The organism is Vibrio jasicida 090810c, assembly GCF_002887615.1.
Classification (GTDB): domain Bacteria; phylum Pseudomonadota; class Gammaproteobacteria; order Enterobacterales; family Vibrionaceae; genus Vibrio; species Vibrio jasicida.
The window spans coordinates 870849-890730 of record NZ_CP025793.1 but is presented as its reverse complement, the minus strand read 5'-3'; the positions used below and the strand labels follow the sequence as shown (position 1 = coordinate 890730).

Here is a 19882-nt window from a genome sequence, read left to right as displayed (position 1 = left end):
CTACCTTAACAGCATGTTTTTCTATTTAAGTTGAAGTTATGGATACTACTTTGCCAACTCATCAAAATTCAAAATCCTCGCTCTTTTTACAAGGCACCGTCGCTATGATGCCATTGAGCATCGCTGTATTGCCTTGGGGATTACTAGCCGGCTCATTTGCCATTGATACTGGCTTACACCCTTTGGAAGGTCAGGCGCTTTCCGCCATTCTGTTTGCAGGCTCCGCACAGCTCGTGGCTATGGGGATGATTAAAGCAGGCGCTGGCTTGACGACTATGTTGCTGACTACCTTTTTTATTACCTCTCGCCATTTTCTTTATAGCGTTTCAATGCGCAGTAAAATTTCGCCATTGCCATTAAAGTGGCGTCTTTCACTTGGCTTCTTGCTCACTGATGAGCTATTTGCCATCGTCGGGCACCAATCCGATAAACAATTTGATCGATGGTACGCCCTTGGCGCTGGATTAAGCTTCTACTTATTTTGGAACTTCGCAACGCTTGCTGGCATCGTTGCCGGCAGTTTGATACCTGAATTGAATGAGCTCGGATTGGAATTTGCCGTTGCTGCCACTTTTATCGCGATTGTGGTGCCAACGATAAAAAGCATTCCCGTGTTATGCAGTGTCTTGGTGGCATTAGTTAGCTCAGTGGCGCTGAACTACTACCAAGTAGAAGGAAGCTTGATGTTCGCGAGCATTCTCGCCATGTTAACGGGCTATTTTGTGGAACAATTTACGACGAAAGCACCAAACCTTGAGAGTGCACCGGAGGAGCGCCAATGATCTTTTTGTCTATCTTAGCCATGACGGCCTTGGTATTCACTAGCCGTTATCTGTTCTTAGAACCAAAATTGCCGCTTAAGTTAGGGGTTAGAACTCAGAAAGTCTTGAGCTATGCAAGCCCTGCAGTACTCACCGCGATCTGGGCTCCTATCGTGTTTATACCAGAAGGTGAACTGAGCGTCACATGGCAAAACCCATTTCTATTGGCTGCGCTATTAGCCGCTGTGATTGCATACCTCACTAAGAATGTCTTGCTCACCACCATAGTGAGTATGGTCGCGTTCTTATTGCTTCGAATTTGGTTGTAAGCTCACGACTAAGCAGCTACCCACTCAATCTCTAACAAGGTGATGTCTCCACACTTCAAACGCCCAAGGAAGACATCGCCTTGATGCACTTCTCCCACGCCCTTTGGTGTGCCTGTCATCACGACGTCGCCATCTTCTAGTGTTGTATAGCTCTTCAGCTCATCGAGAATACTAACTGGTGGGTAAAGCATCTGTTTAACGTGCCCTTTTTGAACATGAACACAGTTAATCAAAAGCTCTAAGTTGAGATCGTCTATATCGACACCGTTAAGAGAGTGGAATCGACTGAATACCGCTGAACCGTCGAACGCTTTGGCGCGTTCCCAAGGTAATCCTTTTTCTTTGAGGGTAGATTGTAAACCACGCTTGGTTAGATCCAAACCGAGCCCAACCGCACTGTATTGACCATTTTTGATCAGAAAACAGATTTCTGCTTCGTAATGCAAAGGCTCTTGGTGGAATGAGGTGAGTTTGGTTGAAACAGAAGTCGCCGGTTTATTAAACACGACCATTTGTTCTGGCATGGCATTATTGAGCTCTTGAATATGCTCAACGTAGTTACGCCCAACACACAGAACTTTACCAACTTTGACTTTCTTCTCTTCAACCTGAATGACGCTCATTGCTCTTCCCTGCAAAACAAAACGCACATGATAATCTAACTGCTTGAGTTGCCCCCACTAGTTCCCACTCTTGAATGTTAAAAACAAGACATTCAGCCCGTTTTGCTCTCTCGCCTTCAAGGCGAAACTCTCTCATTTATCAAACATTAGAGATGAAAAAAGCCAGCACGAGGCTGGCTTTTATAGTAACTAGGACAGGTTACTATTATAGGTAGTAACGAGCACCAAGTGCCCATTTGTCGTCTGTTTTACGATCGTTAGCATCGTTTAGGTCGAACTGGTAACCAGCGTAACCAACAAACTTAGAAGTGAAGTTGTATTCTGCTTGAACAGCCATCTCTTCACGTGCAGTTTCAGTTTTGCTGCGGTTAAACTCTTTACCTTCAACCATTTCGTAGTTGATGCTTAGGTTTAGGCTGCTTGGTAGAGCGTATGCTAGTAGCGCTTCGTACGCATCACTGTCTACAAGGCGAGCGCCGTTTGTGCCGAAGTTCATGTTCTCGTTTGAACCGTATACTGCTGCTACGTATAGGCCTTGACCGTATGAACCGTAAGATGCAGATACTAGGTGAGATTCAGCAGATTGCTTGCCTACAAAGTTAGCTTGTTGGATATCACCACCGTTGTAAGTGTAACCAATTTTCGCGCCCATGATTGCGTAAGAAAGTGCAACTTGCATACGGTCATCGTATTCTGCACCGTCAGTCTTAGCACCTTGCCAACCTAGACCGAAGTTGATTGCACCAGCTTCACCTAGCTCGATTGCGTTGCGGTAAGAAAGCATCTTGTCCGCACGACCAGTACCTAGAGCACCGTGGTCATCGTAGATAAAGTCGTTCGCAAATGCGATTGGCATATCAGCAACGCCAGCTACATCGTAGTAAGGTGCCCATTGAGTACCACCAACTGCACGGCCGTATACGTCGTGAGTTAGACCTAGGTAGCCAAGACGAGTAGTGAATGACTCTTCACCGCCATCTAGGTAGTTAAGAGCCCACTCACCGCGAGCGTCAGCTGTGAAGCCGTTGCCTAGGTCTTGAGTTGCTGTGAAGTTGATACGTGGAGAGTTAGTACCTACATCTGTGTCGCCTTGCTCTGAACCGTTTAGGTTAACAGATACGTGACCACCGATAGCGAAAGTAGTGCCGTCGTTGTTGTAAAGTTCCACTGCTACTGCTTGTGTACCGAATGTTGCTGCAACAATCGCTGCTGCTAGGAATTTTTTGTTCATTATAAAATCCATGTATTTATTCATTAGTTTATAAGTCAGTCTTATACAAAAGTGGACTGGGGCATCTCTTCCACCAATGTCGCGTCACTTTTGCTTAACAACTGTTGCTCACTGTATTTCAGAAGTTCCCAAGAGCAGAGTGAAAAGATGTAATAAAAAAGAAAAATGGCAAACGTTTACCCATAAGCAGACAACAATTTAAGAAAACAACACCCAAAAATAGAAACACTTTGTTACATTTAAGCCTAAATCACTATCTAAGCTATTGTAATTGTGTGATTAACGCAGAGTTTAACGAGGATTTTTGTTACATTTCAAAAAGAAAATTATGATTAGGAACTTTTTTAAAATTAGGCTGTCCACTTAAAGGAGCAGAAACATAAAAAAACCTAAAACCTGTTTTCTATAAGGTTTCATCAATATCTCCCCTGTCACTCATTTGAAATAAAAATGCAATAGAATCATCACGTAACAGAAATCTATCTTTCATTTTCGCGGTTTACCTTAAGCGTCATCGACACAAATCGAGCAAGAAAGCTCATCGATTACAACTAGGGTAATAAGAAAATGAAAAAGGCAGCACTAACTACCGCGATTCTAACAGCATTGGTATCAGCACCATCATTTGCAGCAACCGTGTATAAAGACGAAGGGACTGAATTGAAAGTTGGCGGTCGCGTGGAGTTTCGTGGCGACTTCATCGGTTCTGACGGTGCAGAAGTTGACGGTACTATGGAAGATGCATCTCGTGCACGTCTAAATCTAAAAGGTAAAACAGATATCGGTAATGGCCTATCTGCTTTTGGTGTTTACGAAGCTGAACAAAAAACAGGTAAAAGCGAGTTTAAAAACCGTTACATGTACGCTGGTGTAAGTGCTGATGCAGGTGATTTTTCGGTAGGTCGCCAAGACATGGCTGCTGTTATCATCTCTGATATGACGGATATCACTGAGTTCTCAGGTGTTCAACAAGTTATTGATTCATCCTCTGATAAGCAAGACAGCGTATTCGCTTACCGTGGCGAATTTGATGCTCTACAAGTTCAAGCAACTTACCAAGCCAACTCTGGTGACAGCCAAGACAAATACGGCATCTCGGGCCTTTATTCTCTACCAATGGGTCTAGACCTAGGTCTTGCTTACTCTGGTGGCGATGTAGATAAAGATAACTCAGAAGACCAAATTCTTGGTGGTATCGCCTACTCTCTTGAAAACTTATACCTTGCAGGAACTTACTCTCAAGGTGCCATTGATGACTCTGAAGACTTTACCGCTTACGAGCTTGTAGCAAGCTACAAATTAGCAAGTAAGTTTACTGTTGCTGGCCTTTACACTTTCCAAGAGAACGATCCAAATGGCGCAGCAAAATATGACGCGGTTGATGGTTTTGAGCTGGTTGGTTACTACAAACTTAACAGCAACTTCCGTACTTACCTTTCTTACTACATGAACCAGCTGGATGAAGAAAAGAATGGAGAAGGTAAAGTAACTGAAGGTGAAGACACACTACGTCTAGGCGTACGTTACGACTTCTAATAAAAACTTGTCCTAATAGCGAGTCTTTTGGCCGGCACTCTTGTGTCGGCTTTTTTGATCGTACTCACTAACCTGCCCTCTTTTAATGCACCTAATCCCGAAGTTAGTGCATTCCCTCTAGGCTTTCTCAAGCTATGTTCATCTAGGCCTTTAAAATCAACCAATTAAAAGTTGGCACACTAGCTGCAATAACTAAATCGAGCAAATGCATGGCAGCGTTTGTGCTTCTCGTTCTTTGTACCTACTTCGGTAGGCACGTCCTTTAAATTGGTAATGTCGCCTCCCTCTGGGAGGCATTTTTTTATTGGCTACCCTATGAATAGAACGTATGATTCTGGCCATTCTTTAAAAACGGAAATATCCAATTGAATCATCATCCTGTCCAAGGTGCATCTTGGATGCTCACCGCGGGTTTAGCATTCGCCGTCGTTAATAGTTTTGCTCAAGTTGCGAGTATACACTTTGGAGTGTCGTCCACGACCTTTGCGTTATTCCAATACGCGATCGCCTTTTTTGCGATCTTGCCTTATTTACGCACCCTAGGCATTCGTCAATCACTGCGCACAAACCACTTTGGTTGGCACGCTCTACGTATTTTCCTTGCCGTTATCGGGATCCAACTATGGCTGTGGGCACTCGCGTATCCAGTGCCAATTTGGCAAGGTATTGCGTTGTTAATGACCTCGCCTTTGTTTGCTACTATAGGCTCAGGTCTGATACTTAAAGAGAAAGTTGGGGTGGCGCGTTGGATCGCTACCTTAACTGGCTTTATTGGCGCAATGATCATCCTTGAGCCTTGGTCTGACTCTTTTACCTGGGCGACACTGTTGCCAGTTGGCGCTGCTTTTTTCTGGGCTTCTTACTCTCTGATGGTGAAAAAATTATCAGTCAATGATCCACCGTCAACAATGGTGGTTTATCTACTGTTATTGATCACACCATTTAATATCATACTTGCGGTGCCAACATTCGTGATGCCAGAAGGGTGGGATGTTTGGGGTATTCTCATTGCGGCTGGCGTGTTAACCGCCTTAGCGCAATGGGCGGTCGTAAAAGCTTATGCCGTAGCAGATGCGTCTTTCGTTCAACCTTTTGACCACGCGAAATTACCACTTAATGTCTTTGCCGGTTGGTTAGTGTTCAGCTGGGTTCCACCAGGTCGATTATGGTTGGGTGCCGCGATTATCGTTGGCTCAATTGCTTTCATCACTCATTGGGAAGCAAAAAAAAGAAAGTAAATTGAAAGAATTTCTTTGGTTTTGAGTTCTATATTTTCAGGAAAGGAAATGAGGATTATCGTATGACACAGCCAATCAAAATGACACTTTATCGTTGGGCAGGCAGCTGGGGACCATTCAAGGTTAATATTCCATGTGGCGAATGCACCCTAACTAAAGACATTCTTGCCGATACTTTTGAAAACGAATTAGCGGGTGTCCCCGTAGAGCTAGAAGTTAAAGATTGGTTGTCCCATTGGTGGGAACCACTAAAACTTGGTGCTTGGCACGCCCCTATCCTAGTTGTTGAAGGAAAAGTCGTCAGCCAAGGGGAAGCGCTAAACCGAGGCGTGCTTGTTCAATCAGTTATTGCTGAGTGGACTAAACGCGATCAACTTAAAGGCAATATTGTCTACGGCAAAGCGACGTGTCCTTACTGCGTTAAAGCCAAAAAGTTGCTGGATGAGACGGGTATAGAATACACATACTATGACGTCGTCAAAGACAGTGCAGCCCTTTACCGAATGATACCTGAAGTGAAAGCCATCATTGGCGAGAAAACACCTGTAACGGTGCCGCAAATTTGGTTAGATGGAGAGTACATAGGAGGCGCAGACAACTTGGAAAAGTGGTTAGCGGAAAAGGGATTAGATAAAGTGCCTAACAACGTTGTTGAGATCCCAAGTCAAAGCGCATAATTATCACCTAGCAGAAACACGACATCTCTAACAAAGCAAAAAGCCCTGATATCAAATCAGGGCTTTTCCTATTAATTCGCTAGCTTTTTCATTACTCGAGCAAACATTGAAGGTTTCTTCTTCTTTGTTTTACCGTAAAGCGCTTTGTGCATCGCGTCTTTTGCGATCATTTGACCAATGTAAACGCCACCAAGTTCGTAACCCATGACCTTCTCCTAAGAAGTAATTGACTGGTTTATGTTGTAATTTTACACCACAAACCACCAAAAACAAGATAAAGATCACAAAATAATTGTAATTTAATTACAAGAAATTTAATCCTAGCGAATCAAAAAAGTGATTAACGCTTGGGCTGTTGGTACGTTTTGCCTGCTGCTTTGTAAGTATCTTTTTGTTTAATTTCAAAGAAAGTTTCAAAGAACCAAGCCGCAAATTTGATCAGGTGATCGCCTTCATTCATGACATGCTCAACAAATTCTTTCTCTTCACCAGACTCGTCAGCTTGGAAGGTAATATGGTAAATACGTTTTTCACCATCGACCTCAGCAAGGCCAAATTGACCACTTAGTGATTCCGCTGCTTGAGCGACCTCTTCTTCTTCAGATGCTTTTAGTAGTTCAAGAGCCTGAGGCAAGTTCTCTTTTTCGCCAATTTCTTTTAATAGCGCTTCAAATTCGTTTTGTTGCATGGGTTCACCTAACGATTAACGGGCGTTTTCCTCGCACAACGCTTTTGAGTCAGCATCTGCGAGCCTAATTTGCTGCGCATTTTAGAAAGGAGCACGTAAGCTTGCAAGCAGATTCAACGCGAGCTTTCTGGTTGAGCCAAACCACTGGTAGGCTTCTGAATTTGACTCAGTGCCAAAACAACACAGCTTAACCCTGCAATCAACACATAGAAAACACCTAATTGATATTGGCTCGTTACCCAATACTCCACCAAATATCCGCCAAACAAACCTGCTAGACACATTTGTATCGACCCAGATAACGCAGAAACCGCGCCTGCTTGTTGTTTGTGTGGGGATAACAACAAACTGATTGAAACCGGGAACGACATTCCTTGCGCAAAACTCAAGCAAGTGAAGGCAACTAATAGTGACGTAACCGTAAATGGTAAAATCAGTAGCATCACTCCTGATGCAGCAACGACAACAAAGCTCATCAATAGGATCTGCTGCTCTTTGTAGCGCGAATTGATGAAGTTAAGCACCAAACTACCCATTAACAACCCTGCTGAAGGGACAATCATCAACGAGCCATAGTCTGCAGCAGTTAATCCAAGCTCTTGCTGCATCAAAAATGGATATAAGGACAACGTCACCAGAGCAGAAAGATAACTGAGCCAGTTGTAACTCGCGCTGCCAATCACTTGTTTATTAGTCAACAGCGTTAAGTAATTCAATATGACTCGTTTAGGTTCAAAACGGCGCTTGGGATAAGGCAATGTTTCTGGAAGAACGATTAAGCCCAGCGTAAAAATCGCGATTAAGTAAAACAATACGAAGACAAACACTGCATGCCAACTTAAATGATAAGCGATCCAACCACCAAACAAAGGCGCAACTATCGGCATCACTGATGCTGTGACCGAAATATAGGAAAGGGCCTTGGTCAGTTGTGAGCCATCGTAACTGTCTCGTAATACTGAGCGCCCAAGAACAGAGGCGCTTCCCGCACCTAAACCTTGTAATAGCCTTCCAGCTTCCAAAGCGACAATATGGTCTGCAAACGCAATACATATGACCGTACCTACGAGATAAACGCTTTGACCAAGAATGAATACTGGCCTACGCCCTATTGAGTCGGATAGCGGGCCATAAAAAAGCTGAGAGACACCAAAGCCAACAAGGAATAACGTGACAAGGTTTTGAATCGCATGCTGCGGAAGCTCAAGGTCATGTCCGATCATTGGCAAAGATGGAAGATAAATGCTGACGCCAACTTGACCGGTCGCGATGATCATCATCGCCAATAATAATGGTGTTTTACGCAATATACCCTCCTTACATCATGACAGTTTCACGACAGACAGTGTATATTTGTTACTCTAAGATGATAATAAACCAAAATGGAAAAGAATTATTTCCTATGGGGATAGAATAAAATGGATTGGATTCAAAGTGTCAATAGCTATATTCGTGTAGTAGAAGAAGGAAGCTTCAATGCGGCAGCCAGAAAGCTCAATACCACCAGCTCAGCCATTAGTAAGCGTATCCAGTGGCTAGAAGATAAGATTGGTGTACAACTGCTCAAGCGAACAACACGCTCCATCAGCCAAACAGAAGCTGGCGCCCTATTCTACGAACGAGCCAAAGTACAGCTAGACTCTTGGCAATCTGTGCTAGACGAAACACGCTCAGTGAATCAATCTCCAGCAGGCTTACTTAAGATTGGAGCAACGCTGGCCGTTGGCTCTAAGTTCCTTGTTCATTATCTGGACGATTTTCTTGAAAAATACCCCGACATTAAACTTCAACTTATCACAACGCTACCAGGTCAAATCCCCGAACTGAGCTTAGATTTATTCATCAGCAGGGAGTTGGAACATCTCAATTCTTTAAGTTTTAAAGCAACGCCATTGTTCGAACACAAAGCCCAGTTTTATGCCGCGCCTAGTTACCTTGAAAAACACGGAACCCCACAAACGGTTGAAGAACTATCACAACATAACATGTTGATTTGGGGTGAAAAGCCAACAAGAGAGCTCAAAACCAACCGTGGAAAGCGTATTAGCCTTTCAGGAAATTTCGCGACCACGAACCCTGAAGCTCTTTTCCATGGCGCTAAACGCGGAATGGGAATTTTACTGTCCAATAATGTAATGATCAAAGAAGAGCTTAAGTCCGGAGCATTAATACCGATACTTCCTGATGTCACTGCTGATGAGGCGACGGTCTACGCTTACTATCCAAAACTGGATTATCAACACACCCGAACTCAGCTGTTTCTCGACTACCTTAAATCACGCTTAGATGAAGAAAAGCGCGCCTAATCTACTCACTCTTTGATAACAAAGATATTGGAGAGTCACAAGAGGCGCGTTGGTCTGTCGTGAATGTTTTGAGTGATATGATAAGACGTTATAACGTTGCTTATTAAAAACAAATCACAACGTCTAATCATGCAAAAACCATCTGCTAATATACAATCTTAAGCACTCCGAGATTTCAACAAAAGAAAGATAAAGTAGCTGCCTCCGATAATCGAAACTAACGTACCTGCAGCAAGTTGAGCGGGGAACACCACGACTTGCCCTAGCCAATCAGCAAACAACATTAGGGCTGCACCGATTAAGAAAGACAATAAGATCTGCTCTCGAACCAAGCGAGCACCAACCATAGCTGCAATATGTGGAGCCAGTAAACCAACAAAAGCGACCGGCCCCATGGTGGTTGTGACCATCGAACATAAAATCGCGACGATACACAATAGAGCCACATAGGCGATGTTGATGTTCAGCCCTCTTGCACTTGCAAACTGACGACCAGTAGCAATTAATGTCACCCAACGACTCAACAATAAAGCTACGCCAATACAAACGGTGATCACGATAGCCATGATCATTGCTGCATCAGGTTCAACACGATACGTAGAGCCTGCCAACCAAGCCAATAAGGTGTATTTCCCCTCACCCACTCTTGTTAAAGAGAATTGCACTAGAGCCTCTAACACCGCGGTCAGCGAGATACCGGTCAGAATTAGGATAGACGGAGCGAACTGATGCTTCTTACCAAGCAAAAGCAACAAACAAAGTGCAATCGCACTGCCCAAAAACGCAACCCAAGGGCTTAGCGAGTGAATCGAGTATCCCATAAACAGGCTACTGAAAATCAGCGCTAACACCGCACCTGCCGATACGCCAAGAATGTCTGGGCTCGCAAGCGGGTTGTAAACGAGCCTTTGTAAAATCACACCTGCCACTGCCAAACCGCCACCAGCAAATATTGCGGTTAACATTCTAGGCCAGCGAATAGACCACTCAAACGCATCTGGGATAATGAAATAACTCATATCTGAAGAAGGTTGTGACAATGCACTTAACGCCAGTAAACCGGAGATCATCGCACCCAACAAGAAATAAGCCAAAGGTGAAATAAACTTTGGTCCTTTAGACATTGAGAAAAATAGCTGATCTTGGGCCGACATCTGCTTGCGAGCAATAATGATCAAAGCTGGAGCGCCAATCACCGCGGTTGCTGTTCCTGTAGGAATCATATCCAAAGACCATTGCGCCAAAAAGATCGCCAAGCTGTCGGTCACACAAAGCAATAGCGCACCTAATACGCAGCTAGCGATGAGCTCAGATTTCGCCTTTAAAAAGCCCAAATGTCTCGCGATGTTTGGCGCAATCAAACCAATAAAGCTGATTACACCCACCGAGGTAATCGACACGGAAACCAGCCAAACGCCAATCACCATTAGGACAAAGAAAGTCGTACCGATGTTGAGACCACGCGCAGCAGCCCCTTCAGTACCAATCGAAAGCAGAGTCAAAACTCGTGGAGCCAACAGGAAAATAGCAAAGATTGGCAGTAACTTAGGCATCAACCAAAGCACTTGCTCCCAACCATTTTGCCCGAGATCACCCGCGCCCCATACGAACAAGTTCTGAGCATATTGGTCGTTAAGCAAAATAATCGCAGTTGCGAATGCACCTAGCAGTAAGTTAACCGCCATACCTGCCAAAACAATTGGCAAGCCGCTCATGTTTTTGATGCCAACAATAGAAACAATCAGTCCCATTGCAAGCAGCGCGCCTATCAGCGCAAACCAAACCGAATATTGCGCAACCAACATTGGCGCGACCACGTTCAGGATGACCAGACCAAGCCACGCCCCTGATGATGTACCTAAGGTAAGCGGAGACATCATGCGATTTTGCGTTAATTGTTGAAACAAGCTACCTATGGTACCGAGTGTTCCACCAACCAAAATCGCCATCACCAAACGAGGCAAGTTAACATAGACTAACGCCATCAACTCAAATGAATCATCGACCATTTTATTGAATGTAGCGATGTCACTGATCTGTGAGACTTGTTGGAACAACTCTCCAACAGGACCAAATTCTGACTGGCCTAACCATAAATGAACAAGAGCGGTGAGCAATAGCACCGCCCCCATCATGAAACCACTGGATCTCATTACTGCTCCGCTAGCATCAACAACGATTGCGCCATGGCTTCAGCGTTATACAAAATAGACATAGCACCGCCGTAGCTCCAACTCGCTGCTACTGGGCTAAATTGACCATTGCGAACGAAAGGCATGCTCTTCCAGACCGGAGAACGCTCTAACTTGTCTTGATACGGGAAAGGTTCAAAGTAAAGTGCAATGCCGTTCTTCACCTTCTTAAGTTCAGTCATACGCTTTTGACTGATCCCCCACTGACTCGCCGGAAGATCCAACGCATTTTCAAAACCTAGCTGCTCAAGCGCGTATTGCGGAATCGAGTTATCGCCGTAAATGTAAACCGACGTGGTGCTCGCAAAACGGAAAGAAGTGACTTTTGGCTTGTCTCCCGGGTACGCTTTATCTAATTCAGCCTTAAGAACCTCAAGACGCTGATCCATCGCAGCCAGTTTCTTGTTCGCTTGCTCTTCTTTACCAAGCAATTGGCCTATCTTCTTGAAGTTATCGATAGCTGCCGCCGCATTACTGTGCTCTTCACTGTACGTTTGGTAGTAAAGTACTGGCGCGATTTCTGAAAGTCGCTCCTGAAGATCTTTCTGAGGTGAAGCGATAAGAATTACATCTGGGTTTAGCTTCTTCAAAGCAGAAAAGTTAGGCTCAGTTCGAGTGCCAATGTCCGCCACACCTTCTGGAATCGCAGGTTGAACAACCCAATCGCTATACCCTGCAATATCAGGTACTGCTACTGGTGTTACACCGAGTTCAATCACTTGCTCAGCGACGTCCCAGTTAAGCGCTGCTACTCTGACAGGTTGAGCTTCAAGTGTTTTAATCCCCTCACTGTCTTCTACTTGGAAATCCGCCATCGCATTAAACGATAAAGCACTCGCTAACATCGTTAGAACGAGTTTTGTATTCAAATTTTTTACTTTAGAAAAATGGGAAGCGATTGATTTTAAGCTCATATATTTGCCTACTTCATCTAAATTCGAGATTTCTACAAACGACAAAAGCAGCCCAGAAAAGGCTGCTTTAAAATTGGGAGCGCTAACTTAGTTAGAATTCATAGTTTACGCTTAACTCAACTGACTGCTCGGCACCAAACCAACAGTTCGATTGATCGTAACACGCGTAATATTCTTCGTTGAAGATATTGTTCACGGCTAGGTTAGCTGTCGCGCCAGATAGCGTTTCACTTGCTTCACCCAGATCATAGCCAACAGATAAATCGACTAAAGTGTATGAAGGAACTTTCCCTTGTGTATTACTCGCATCCATTTGCATCTCACCAACGTAACGAGCACCTACGCTAAATCGAGAGCCCGCTAACATGCCGTTAAATACGTTGTAGTTAGCCCACATATTAGCTGTGTGCTCAGGTACATAGATTGGCGTCGTACCTTCTAAACCGTTGCTAGAGTCTTCGGTAATTTCCATATCGACATACGTGTATGAAGCCGCAATATCAAAGTTTTCTGTCGCAAACCAACGTCCTGATAGTTCAGCACCCTGCGACACTACTTCACCGACTTGGATTCTAGGGCCATAAACGTCGTTAGGATCGGTCATCAACATGTCTTGCTTAACAATATGGAATAAAGAAACTGTTGCTTCTTTGGACATATCGTCAGACAGGTATTTCACACCAATCTCTGCTTGTTGTGCCGTCTCTGGGTCGAATTCATTACCCGCTTTATCAACGCCTGGAGCTGGTTCAAAACTCGTCGCGTAACTTGCGAATGGTGCAAGCCCATTGTCAAACTGATACAAGCCACCTAAACGGTAAGTAAATTGCTTATGATCAGACTCATGGGCGTAGTAATCACTCTCTGATTTGTAGTGGTCAAATCGTCCACCTGCAATCAGCACCAATGCGTCTAGACGAATTTGGTCTTGAACATAAAAACCCAACTGACTTGACGTCGTATCATCCAGATATTCACCCGTCTTAGTCACATCACTACGATCCAGTAAATCATTATTAGGATTTAATGGGTCAAAGCTATTAAAGCCACTGCCATTCGCACTGTAAGATGAGTAGTTAACATTACCGTCTAGGTCTTGATAATCGATACCAAGCAATAAGTTATGCTCTACTGAACCAACGTCAACAATACCACTCAATTGGTTATCAATAACAAAACCTTTAAAGCTTTCATCTGTTGAGTATAGAGCTCGAGCCAATTGGTTTGGTGTGCTTGGGTCGTAGCTCACATGGTAAGTATTTTCTTGGTACAGAGATGCATCGGTATAGCGAGCATTCTGTAGGAATGTCCAGTTGCTATTAAACTCATGGTTGATTTTATAGCCGACCATAAGAACTTCACGCTCAAACGTGCTCCAGTTCTTGTCACCCATAGAAACAGATGGATCGCTTGCTTTCAGCACATCTAACGGCATTGCCGAGTTGATGCCCATTGAAGGATCGTTTTGGTAGTAAAGGTTAAAGTTGATTAGTGTGCTGTCCGTTACCTGCCAGTCCACTGAAGGTGCAATGAGGTATCGTTCTTCTTCTGCATTCTCAACTTGGCTATCTTGTTTGCGAGCAAGTGCGATCAAACGGTAAGAAAAATCACTGTTACCAAACTGGCCTGTTGTGTCGATAGAAGCTTCTTGTAGATTGCGAGAGCCTGTTGCCACGCCAACCTTAGTCGATGATTCGGTTTGCGGGGCTTTAGCAATCATGTTCACCATACCACCCGGTGGCATCGCACCATAAAGCACAGAGGTTGGTCCTTTAAATACCTCTACTTGCTGCATCGCAATCGGATCAATCTGCGGTTGTAGGTTCCAACCATTCAAGAATTGAAGTGAAAGGCCATCGTAGTAGTTAACGTTATTAGTATTAAAACCACGAATAGAGTAAGAATCAAACATTGCTACCGAGCCACCTCGGTTTTCAGTTACAACACCCGGTGCATAACGAAGGGCTTGATTCAAAGATTGAACACCTCGTTGCTCTAACTGTTCTTCATCAATAACGGTAATACCTTGAGGCGTTTCCTCTGGCTCAAGTGCCGACTTAGTTGCGGTATTACGGTAAGCTTTTCCTAAAACAGTGATAGTTTCTATATTCGAATCTGTCGCTGTAACAGCTTCTTCTGCTAAAGCCTGCGTGGAAAATGCAGTCAACAACGCAACTGCCAGTGATGAATACTTAAAACGAACGTGAGTGGTCATGATTCCCTCGGTACCAATGCTTAACTTAAATAGTAATAAATCTCATTTGCATTGTATGTATCTATAAAAGGGATAATTAACAATTTGGTGCAAGTTCAAAAAGAACTTGGCCTATTTTCAGTAAAACTAAGACAGTTGCTCATTAAAAGCACAATTAGCCCTATTAAACGAGAGGCTCTGTAGAGAGTGCGTTAGGTGGGATATGACTACGATTTAATAATAGGAACCCAGTATTCCATTACCGCATCAGTCGAATGAGCTCGATAACCCAAGGGATACACTTCAAGCTCATAGCCATCGATGGCTCGATAACCAGAACTTGGCAACCAGTTAAGAACAAACCAGCTTAGAGTATGTCGAAGATTCTCAATAGGACCGCAATGTTTCACTACAGCGTAGGTTTGCTTTGGAATAGTTAATACCTCTAATTTATCAGAGATAATGCTCGGCAATTGCGGAATCGAAATCTCGTCGTGGAGCTCAATGCCAGCCCAGTAGTAAATATTGGTACCATCAAAGCAAGACTGGGTGAGATCGACAACGCCAATAAATTGAAAGGCACCCGCGTCTGGAAGCGTTACTTCCCCTTCTAAACGTGACCACAATTGAGGAACTTTCTGTGCGAAATCTTGGGTCAACGAAAACAAACCACTGATTTCAGAAGTGATGCCTTTAACAAGGAATGACTCTCTTTCATCAATGCGTACCTCGACAAAACTGAGTGGGCCATTATCAGCTGCGCTCATCATATCCGATACTTGTATTGGTTTACGAAGCCCAGCTCTTTTGCCCGCTTTTCTATATTGACTAGGACTTAAGCCAAACATCTGCTTGAACGAGCGGCTAAAGCTAATTTCTGAATTAAACCCGAGAGCAAGAGCGATATCAATGACTCGCTTCTTGCTATCCAACAGTTCTTCTGCCGCTTGGCTTAACTTAAGCTCTCTGACGTAGTTTGCGACGGTAAGCCCAGTCTCGGCTTGAAACACTCTTTGCAGCTGCCAGCGAGACCAACAGCTCTGTTTCGCAATATCTTCTAGCGATAGTGTCGAGCTTAGGTTCGCATGAATATAAGCCAAGACACGGCTGATACGATCAAATGCAGGTGTGTTCATAGTCACGCGTTAATAATCTCGGTAGTGGCAACAATATAGTAGATACAGAAATACTTTTTATCATTTAAAGAGCCTTTTATCACTTAAAAATGACTAATGCATAATCAATTGATAGCTCCCTTAGCGTGCAAGAACTCCGAGGAGATGCTCCATATTGTATGGTTATCCTCGATAAGGTTAGCTATGATAACGCAACTAATTCTCATTCATTGGTTTAAGATGCTTTCCCAGTTGCACAATATTATTACTCGTCGGAGAGCCCCTTCTCTACACCAGAAAATCTTCGCTTACTCTAAGCAGGTCACACCTTATCTAAGTGGAAGCTATGGTTCTCTGAGCAGCAAAAGTATCGCGATGACCAATGATAAGAGTCATATCGAAATCAAACGCGTTTACGATGGTCTAGCGGCAAATCACTCTGAAGCTGGTAAAGCTTATTGGTTAACTCGAACTTGGGATCTAGTGTGTTGGCAGCCCATCTATGTCACTTTCGTTTCTATTTACGGCCTCCACTCTCTACCTGATATCAAGAATATTGGTCAATTTAGGTACAAAGAGTTCGTCACAGGTTATCGCTTCTTTAACGGTGACCATCAACACGGTTCACCCGAGGAACTGATACCTCAGGCTGGTGCAGCCATACTTGCACTCACCGAGTTTTACCGCAGTCAGATAAATGAATGGACACGTATCCGACCAGGGTTCACCAACCATTTGTTAGCGGATCTACTGCTAAGCAGTTTGATCAAATTGCAGCAGCATGAGCCAAGCCTAACCAATGATTACATCACCGAGCAAGCCAAGCTTTGGTTAGAAGCATGCCAATTACCGGACAGTCATTTAGACAGCCTCAAGGTCGATGCTAATTCAGGGATGCTTAGGCTGATAAGAGTCAGCTGTTGTCTAGTCTACAAATGCGACTCTGGAAAGTATTGCGACGATTGCCCAAGGCTCCCAGAAAACAAAAAAATCGCTTAATATCACCATCTATTATTACAGAGCAGCAGAGAGCATTTGCTTTTATCAGCGGCTTTATTGGTCGGAGACAGGACTGACATGTTTCAGCTTTCAAATATCAAAATCGTTCGTGATGAGCGAACCATTCTCGCAATCGACGAACTTTCTATTCCGACGAATGAGCTCACCGTAGTTCTTGGTCACAATGGTTCTGGTAAATCTACGCTGGTTAACTTGCTCTCAGGGCAAATGGCCCCAGACCACGGCACAGTGAAGTTAGACGATACCTCTCTTTCTGCCTTCAAAAGCAAAGACCTAGCCAAGAAGATTGCTTATTTGCCGCAAAAGCTCCCTGCTTCTGCAGGCTTAACGGTAGCGGAGCTGGTTCGTTTAGGGCGCTTTCCTTGGCGGGGAGCGTTAGGTCGTTGGAACTCTGAAGACAAATCCATCATCCAACAAGCAATGGAGAGAACGGGCGTCGTCGAGTTTTCACAGGCATTAGCAGACGATTTATCCGGCGGTGAACGCCAGCGTGCTTGGGTATCGATGTTGCTTGCGCAGCAGTCTCCCGTATTGATCCTCGATGAGCCAACATCAGCACTGGATGTTCATCACCAATTCCAACTGATGGGTTTACTGTCAGAGCTGAGTAAAAAAGAAAACGTTGGCGTGGTCGTGATTCTGCACGAATTAAACCTTGCTCTACGTTACGCGACACACATCGTTGCTCTGAAGAAAGGTCAGATAGCATTTGAAGGCAGCGCCGATAAGTTACTCGATGAACAGGCACTGTCTGCACTGTATGAGTCCCCGATTCGACTGATCGACCACCCGGTTCCAGCCAACACTGCCGCAAGTGAGAAGGTAGCGGTCGTCTGCGAATAGCTCAGTTTATTGAGCTAATCTACTGAAAAATCAAAATGCCTGTAGACAAACGCACTCGATCTAACTCTGCAGGCTAATCTCGATATTGATTCTCTGTATTCATTCGAGATGAGTGTTCCTTCAAAAATCACTCTACATTCAGACTCGTCATATAATGCAGAAACGCCATCACAACCAAAAAGACTACCACTTTTGTGAGAGCTTGATTCAATTCCTCCTAACCTAATAGTTGAAAAATACCTTTCTTGAGCCATCAGAATTTGAAAAATCACACGAAGTAAACAATAGTTAACGTGATGCATATCGATTAAATGAGAAATGATCGTGTAACAAAACCAAAAGAAACACGATACGGTTAATGACAACGTCGGGTGAAGCCTTCAATGGATCATGAACAAATTAGTATCCAAGTAATTGATGAAATTCTGAATTTGAACGGAAGCGCTCTGCTCAATAGAGTAACGCTGGATCTTCATCAGCAATTTCAAAGCCACTGTACATGTGTGGTTGAGATAGCGCATCTCCAGCATTGCGCGGTTACGCTTTCTCATTCGAGTGACGGAACCATTACTGATAACATCAGTTACGGGCTCGCAGGTACACCTTGTGAAAAAGTGGCACAAGACATTGGTGAAGTCATCTTCTATCAAGAAGAGGTCTACCGTCTCTTTCCTGAAGACCAAATGTTTCAAGATGCTGGTATCCAAGCTTATATTGGACTGCCCTTAAAAACCCATGCTGGAGAGGTGCTAGGGATTTTGCTCTCAACCTTTACCCGAGCGGTTGGAGAATCAGAAGCAAAAAACATCATTGAGCATCACCGCTTTTTTTCTAACGTCATTATCCATAGCCTACGTGAAAAATGGATAAGTGAACGGTCAGACAAACTTCTAAACCAGCTGAGTTATGAGGTTTCACACGACAACTTAACCGGCCTACTCAACCGAAGTTGCCTAGCGGATACACTTGAAACCTTAACGCAACTTGCTAGCCGTCCTTTTAGTCTTGCCTACCTAGACATCGATAACTTTAAATCCATCAATGACATTAACGGCAATTACATCGGTGACCAGATCATCAAGTTTACAGCCAATGCCATACAACAAAGTCTCACCTCTCCGAATAATGCTTTTCGTGTTGCAGGTGATGAGTTTGCCTTCATTACTTACGATGAAGATCCCGTTGCGGTATGTCAGGAAATTTTGGACAAGATAGAATCAGGCTATGTCGACAAATCCAATCGCATATCTTTCACAGTTAGCATTGGTATAGCTCGTGCCCCTGTCCACATGCTCAATAGCGATGACTTGATACTTAACGCGAGTTTGGCGCTAAAAGACTGTAAAAAGCATCGTGATACGCGAATTCAGCACTATGACACGCATTTAAGCGCGTTGTACCACCGTCAAACACAATTGATAGAAGCATTGCGAGACCAATTACGCTTAAGCATCGATGAAAACGAAGAACTCTATGTAGTGGTTCAACCTATTGTCGATATCACCAGTGACCGTTGGGACTACTTTGAAATATTGGCGCGTTGGAAAAGCAGTACTTATGGCGGCGTCTCCCCAGTCGAATTTATCGAGGCTGCTGAACAATCCGGTTTGATCATTGAACTAGGCGAACGCATCGTTGAGCTAGCCTGCCGAGCAAAACAAAAGCTCGAAAGAGAGTTGGGTTACACCGTAAAGCTGTCGGTTAATTGTTCTGCTTATGAGCTGGTCGATTCCAATCGCTATATAAACTACTTAACTAGAGTATTGGAGAAATACAATCATCAAGCTTCAGACTTTGTTATAGAGCTCACGGAGACGGTTCTGTTATCACAAAGTGGCAGAGAACAGATGGTTTTAAACTCACTTAGATACCTTGGATTCAAAGTCGCACTCGACGATTTTGGCACGGGTTATTCGAGTTTGAACTACATCCATAACTACCCGATTGATAGCATTAAAATCGATGCAACGTTTGTTCGCAACATGCTCGCTAATACCACATCAGAGCAAGTGGTTTTACTGATTGCACAATTGGCACAATTACTCGACGTCGACTTGATTGCAGAAGGGGTCGAAGACGATCGAGCATTGCAGAAGCTGATTGAGATGGGCTGTCATCATATTCAAGGATACTTCTATTCCCGACCACACAGCGTCGAAGAACTGGTTTCGATCATCAACGACAAACAAGTAAAAAGCGCATAAAAAAGACCAAA

Annotated in this window: 18 protein-coding genes; 9 read left to right on the top strand and 9 right to left on the bottom strand. The window is 44.0% G+C overall.

The window, feature by feature from the left end; translation table 11 throughout:
• Window positions 1–38 precede the first annotated feature (38 nt).
• Window positions 39–782 carry an AzlC family ABC transporter permease gene (locus tag C1S73_RS21640; protein ID WP_038865323.1) on the top strand — a complete coding sequence of 248 codons (744 nt, stop codon included), beginning with the start codon at window positions 39–41 and terminating at the stop codon, window positions 780–782.
• A complete protein-coding gene (locus C1S73_RS21635; protein ID WP_038865321.1) occupies window positions 779–1090 on the top strand; it encodes an AzlD domain-containing protein in 312 nt (103 codons plus the stop codon). Before C1S73_RS21640 ends, C1S73_RS21635 begins: the two co-directional genes overlap by 4 nt.
• An 8-nt stretch (window positions 1091–1098) precedes the next feature.
• On the opposite strand, the gene C1S73_RS21630 is transcribed toward C1S73_RS21635, so the two are convergent.
• Both C1S73_RS21630 and C1S73_RS21625 read right to left on the bottom strand, forming a co-directional pair.
• Complete coding sequence (locus tag C1S73_RS21630) at window positions 1099–1713, bottom strand: fumarylacetoacetate hydrolase family protein (protein WP_038865319.1); 615 nt, start codon at window positions 1711–1713, stop codon at window positions 1099–1101.
• A 205-nt stretch (window positions 1714–1918) separates the two neighbouring features.
• On the bottom strand, window positions 1919–2944 hold the full coding sequence (locus tag C1S73_RS21625) for a porin (RefSeq protein ID WP_038865316.1): 1026 nt from the start codon (window positions 2942–2944) through the stop codon (window positions 1919–1921).
• A gap of 567 nt (window positions 2945–3511) precedes the next feature.
• On the opposite strand from C1S73_RS21625, the gene C1S73_RS21620 reads away from it, so the two are divergent.
• The 3 genes from C1S73_RS21620 to C1S73_RS21610 all read left to right on the top strand — a co-directional run bounded on the left by C1S73_RS21620 (window position 3512) and on the right by C1S73_RS21610 (window position 6395).
• A complete protein-coding gene (locus C1S73_RS21620; protein WP_038865313.1) occupies window positions 3512–4480 on the top strand; it encodes a porin in 969 nt (322 codons plus the stop codon).
• 398 nt (window positions 4481–4878) lie between these two features.
• Window positions 4879–5718 carry a DMT family transporter gene (locus C1S73_RS21615; RefSeq protein WP_042600010.1) on the top strand — a complete coding sequence of 280 codons (840 nt, stop codon included), beginning with the start codon at window positions 4879–4881 and terminating at the stop codon, window positions 5716–5718.
• Window positions 5719–5780: 62 nt separating this feature from the next.
• The gene (locus C1S73_RS21610) at window positions 5781–6395 is read left to right on the top strand and encodes a glutaredoxin family protein (protein WP_038865309.1); all 615 of its coding nucleotides are present in this window, start codon (window positions 5781–5783) and stop codon (window positions 6393–6395) included.
• A gap of 71 nt (window positions 6396–6466) precedes the next feature.
• On the opposite strand, the gene C1S73_RS28235 is transcribed toward C1S73_RS21610, so the two are convergent.
• The 3 genes from C1S73_RS28235 to C1S73_RS21595 all read right to left on the bottom strand — a co-directional run bounded on the left by C1S73_RS28235 (window position 6467) and on the right by C1S73_RS21595 (window position 8390).
• A complete protein-coding gene (locus tag C1S73_RS28235) occupies window positions 6467–6601 on the bottom strand; it encodes a hypothetical protein (protein ID WP_095760458.1) in 135 nt (44 codons plus the stop codon).
• Between the two features lie 134 nt (window positions 6602–6735).
• The gene (locus C1S73_RS21600; RefSeq protein WP_038865307.1) at window positions 6736–7083 is read right to left on the bottom strand and encodes a hypothetical protein; all 348 of its coding nucleotides are present in this window, start codon (window positions 7081–7083) and stop codon (window positions 6736–6738) included.
• 113 nt (window positions 7084–7196) lie between these two features.
• Window positions 7197–8390 (bottom strand): multidrug effflux MFS transporter, encoded by a 1194-nt coding sequence (locus C1S73_RS21595; RefSeq protein WP_038865305.1) that lies wholly within the window; start codon window positions 8388–8390, stop codon window positions 7197–7199.
• 111 nt (window positions 8391–8501) lie between these two features.
• On the opposite strand from C1S73_RS21595, the gene C1S73_RS21590 reads away from it, so the two are divergent.
• Window positions 8502–9389 carry a LysR family transcriptional regulator gene (locus C1S73_RS21590; RefSeq protein WP_038865303.1) on the top strand — a complete coding sequence of 296 codons (888 nt, stop codon included), beginning with the start codon at window positions 8502–8504 and terminating at the stop codon, window positions 9387–9389.
• Between the two features lie 158 nt (window positions 9390–9547).
• Here C1S73_RS21590 and fhuB read toward each other — a convergent pair whose 3' ends face one another.
• From fhuB to C1S73_RS21570, 4 genes are all read right to left on the bottom strand, one after another.
• Window positions 9548–11542: a Fe(3+)-hydroxamate ABC transporter permease FhuB gene (gene fhuB, locus C1S73_RS21585; RefSeq protein WP_038865301.1), complete on the bottom strand. Its 1995-nt coding sequence runs from the start codon at window positions 11540–11542 to the stop codon at window positions 9548–9550.
• Window positions 11542–12495 (bottom strand): iron-siderophore ABC transporter substrate-binding protein, encoded by a 954-nt coding sequence (locus C1S73_RS21580; RefSeq protein WP_038865299.1) that lies wholly within the window; start codon window positions 12493–12495, stop codon window positions 11542–11544. The genes fhuB and C1S73_RS21580 overlap by 1 nt, the downstream gene beginning before the upstream one ends.
• 91 nt (window positions 12496–12586) lie before the next feature.
• Entirely contained in the window at window positions 12587–14710 is a 2124-nt protein-coding gene (locus tag C1S73_RS21575; protein WP_038865297.1) for a TonB-dependent siderophore receptor, read from the bottom strand.
• A 206-nt stretch (window positions 14711–14916) separates the two neighbouring features.
• On the bottom strand, window positions 14917–15825 hold the full coding sequence (locus C1S73_RS21570; protein WP_038865296.1) for an AraC family transcriptional regulator: 909 nt from the start codon (window positions 15823–15825) through the stop codon (window positions 14917–14919).
• Between the two features lie 219 nt (window positions 15826–16044).
• Between C1S73_RS21570 and C1S73_RS21565 the strand changes: the two genes are divergently transcribed.
• From C1S73_RS21565 to C1S73_RS21555, 3 genes are all read left to right on the top strand, one after another.
• Window positions 16045–16803: a siderophore ferric iron reductase gene (locus tag C1S73_RS21565; RefSeq protein WP_038865369.1), complete on the top strand. Its 759-nt coding sequence runs from the start codon at window positions 16045–16047 to the stop codon at window positions 16801–16803.
• A 78-nt stretch (window positions 16804–16881) separates the two neighbouring features.
• Window positions 16882–17667: an ABC transporter ATP-binding protein gene (locus C1S73_RS21560; protein WP_038865294.1), complete on the top strand. Its 786-nt coding sequence runs from the start codon at window positions 16882–16884 to the stop codon at window positions 17665–17667.
• 383 nt (window positions 17668–18050) lie between these two features.
• Window positions 18051–19871: a putative bifunctional diguanylate cyclase/phosphodiesterase gene (locus C1S73_RS21555; protein WP_038865292.1), complete on the top strand. Its 1821-nt coding sequence runs from the start codon at window positions 18051–18053 to the stop codon at window positions 19869–19871.
• Window positions 19872–19882 lie beyond the last annotated feature (11 nt).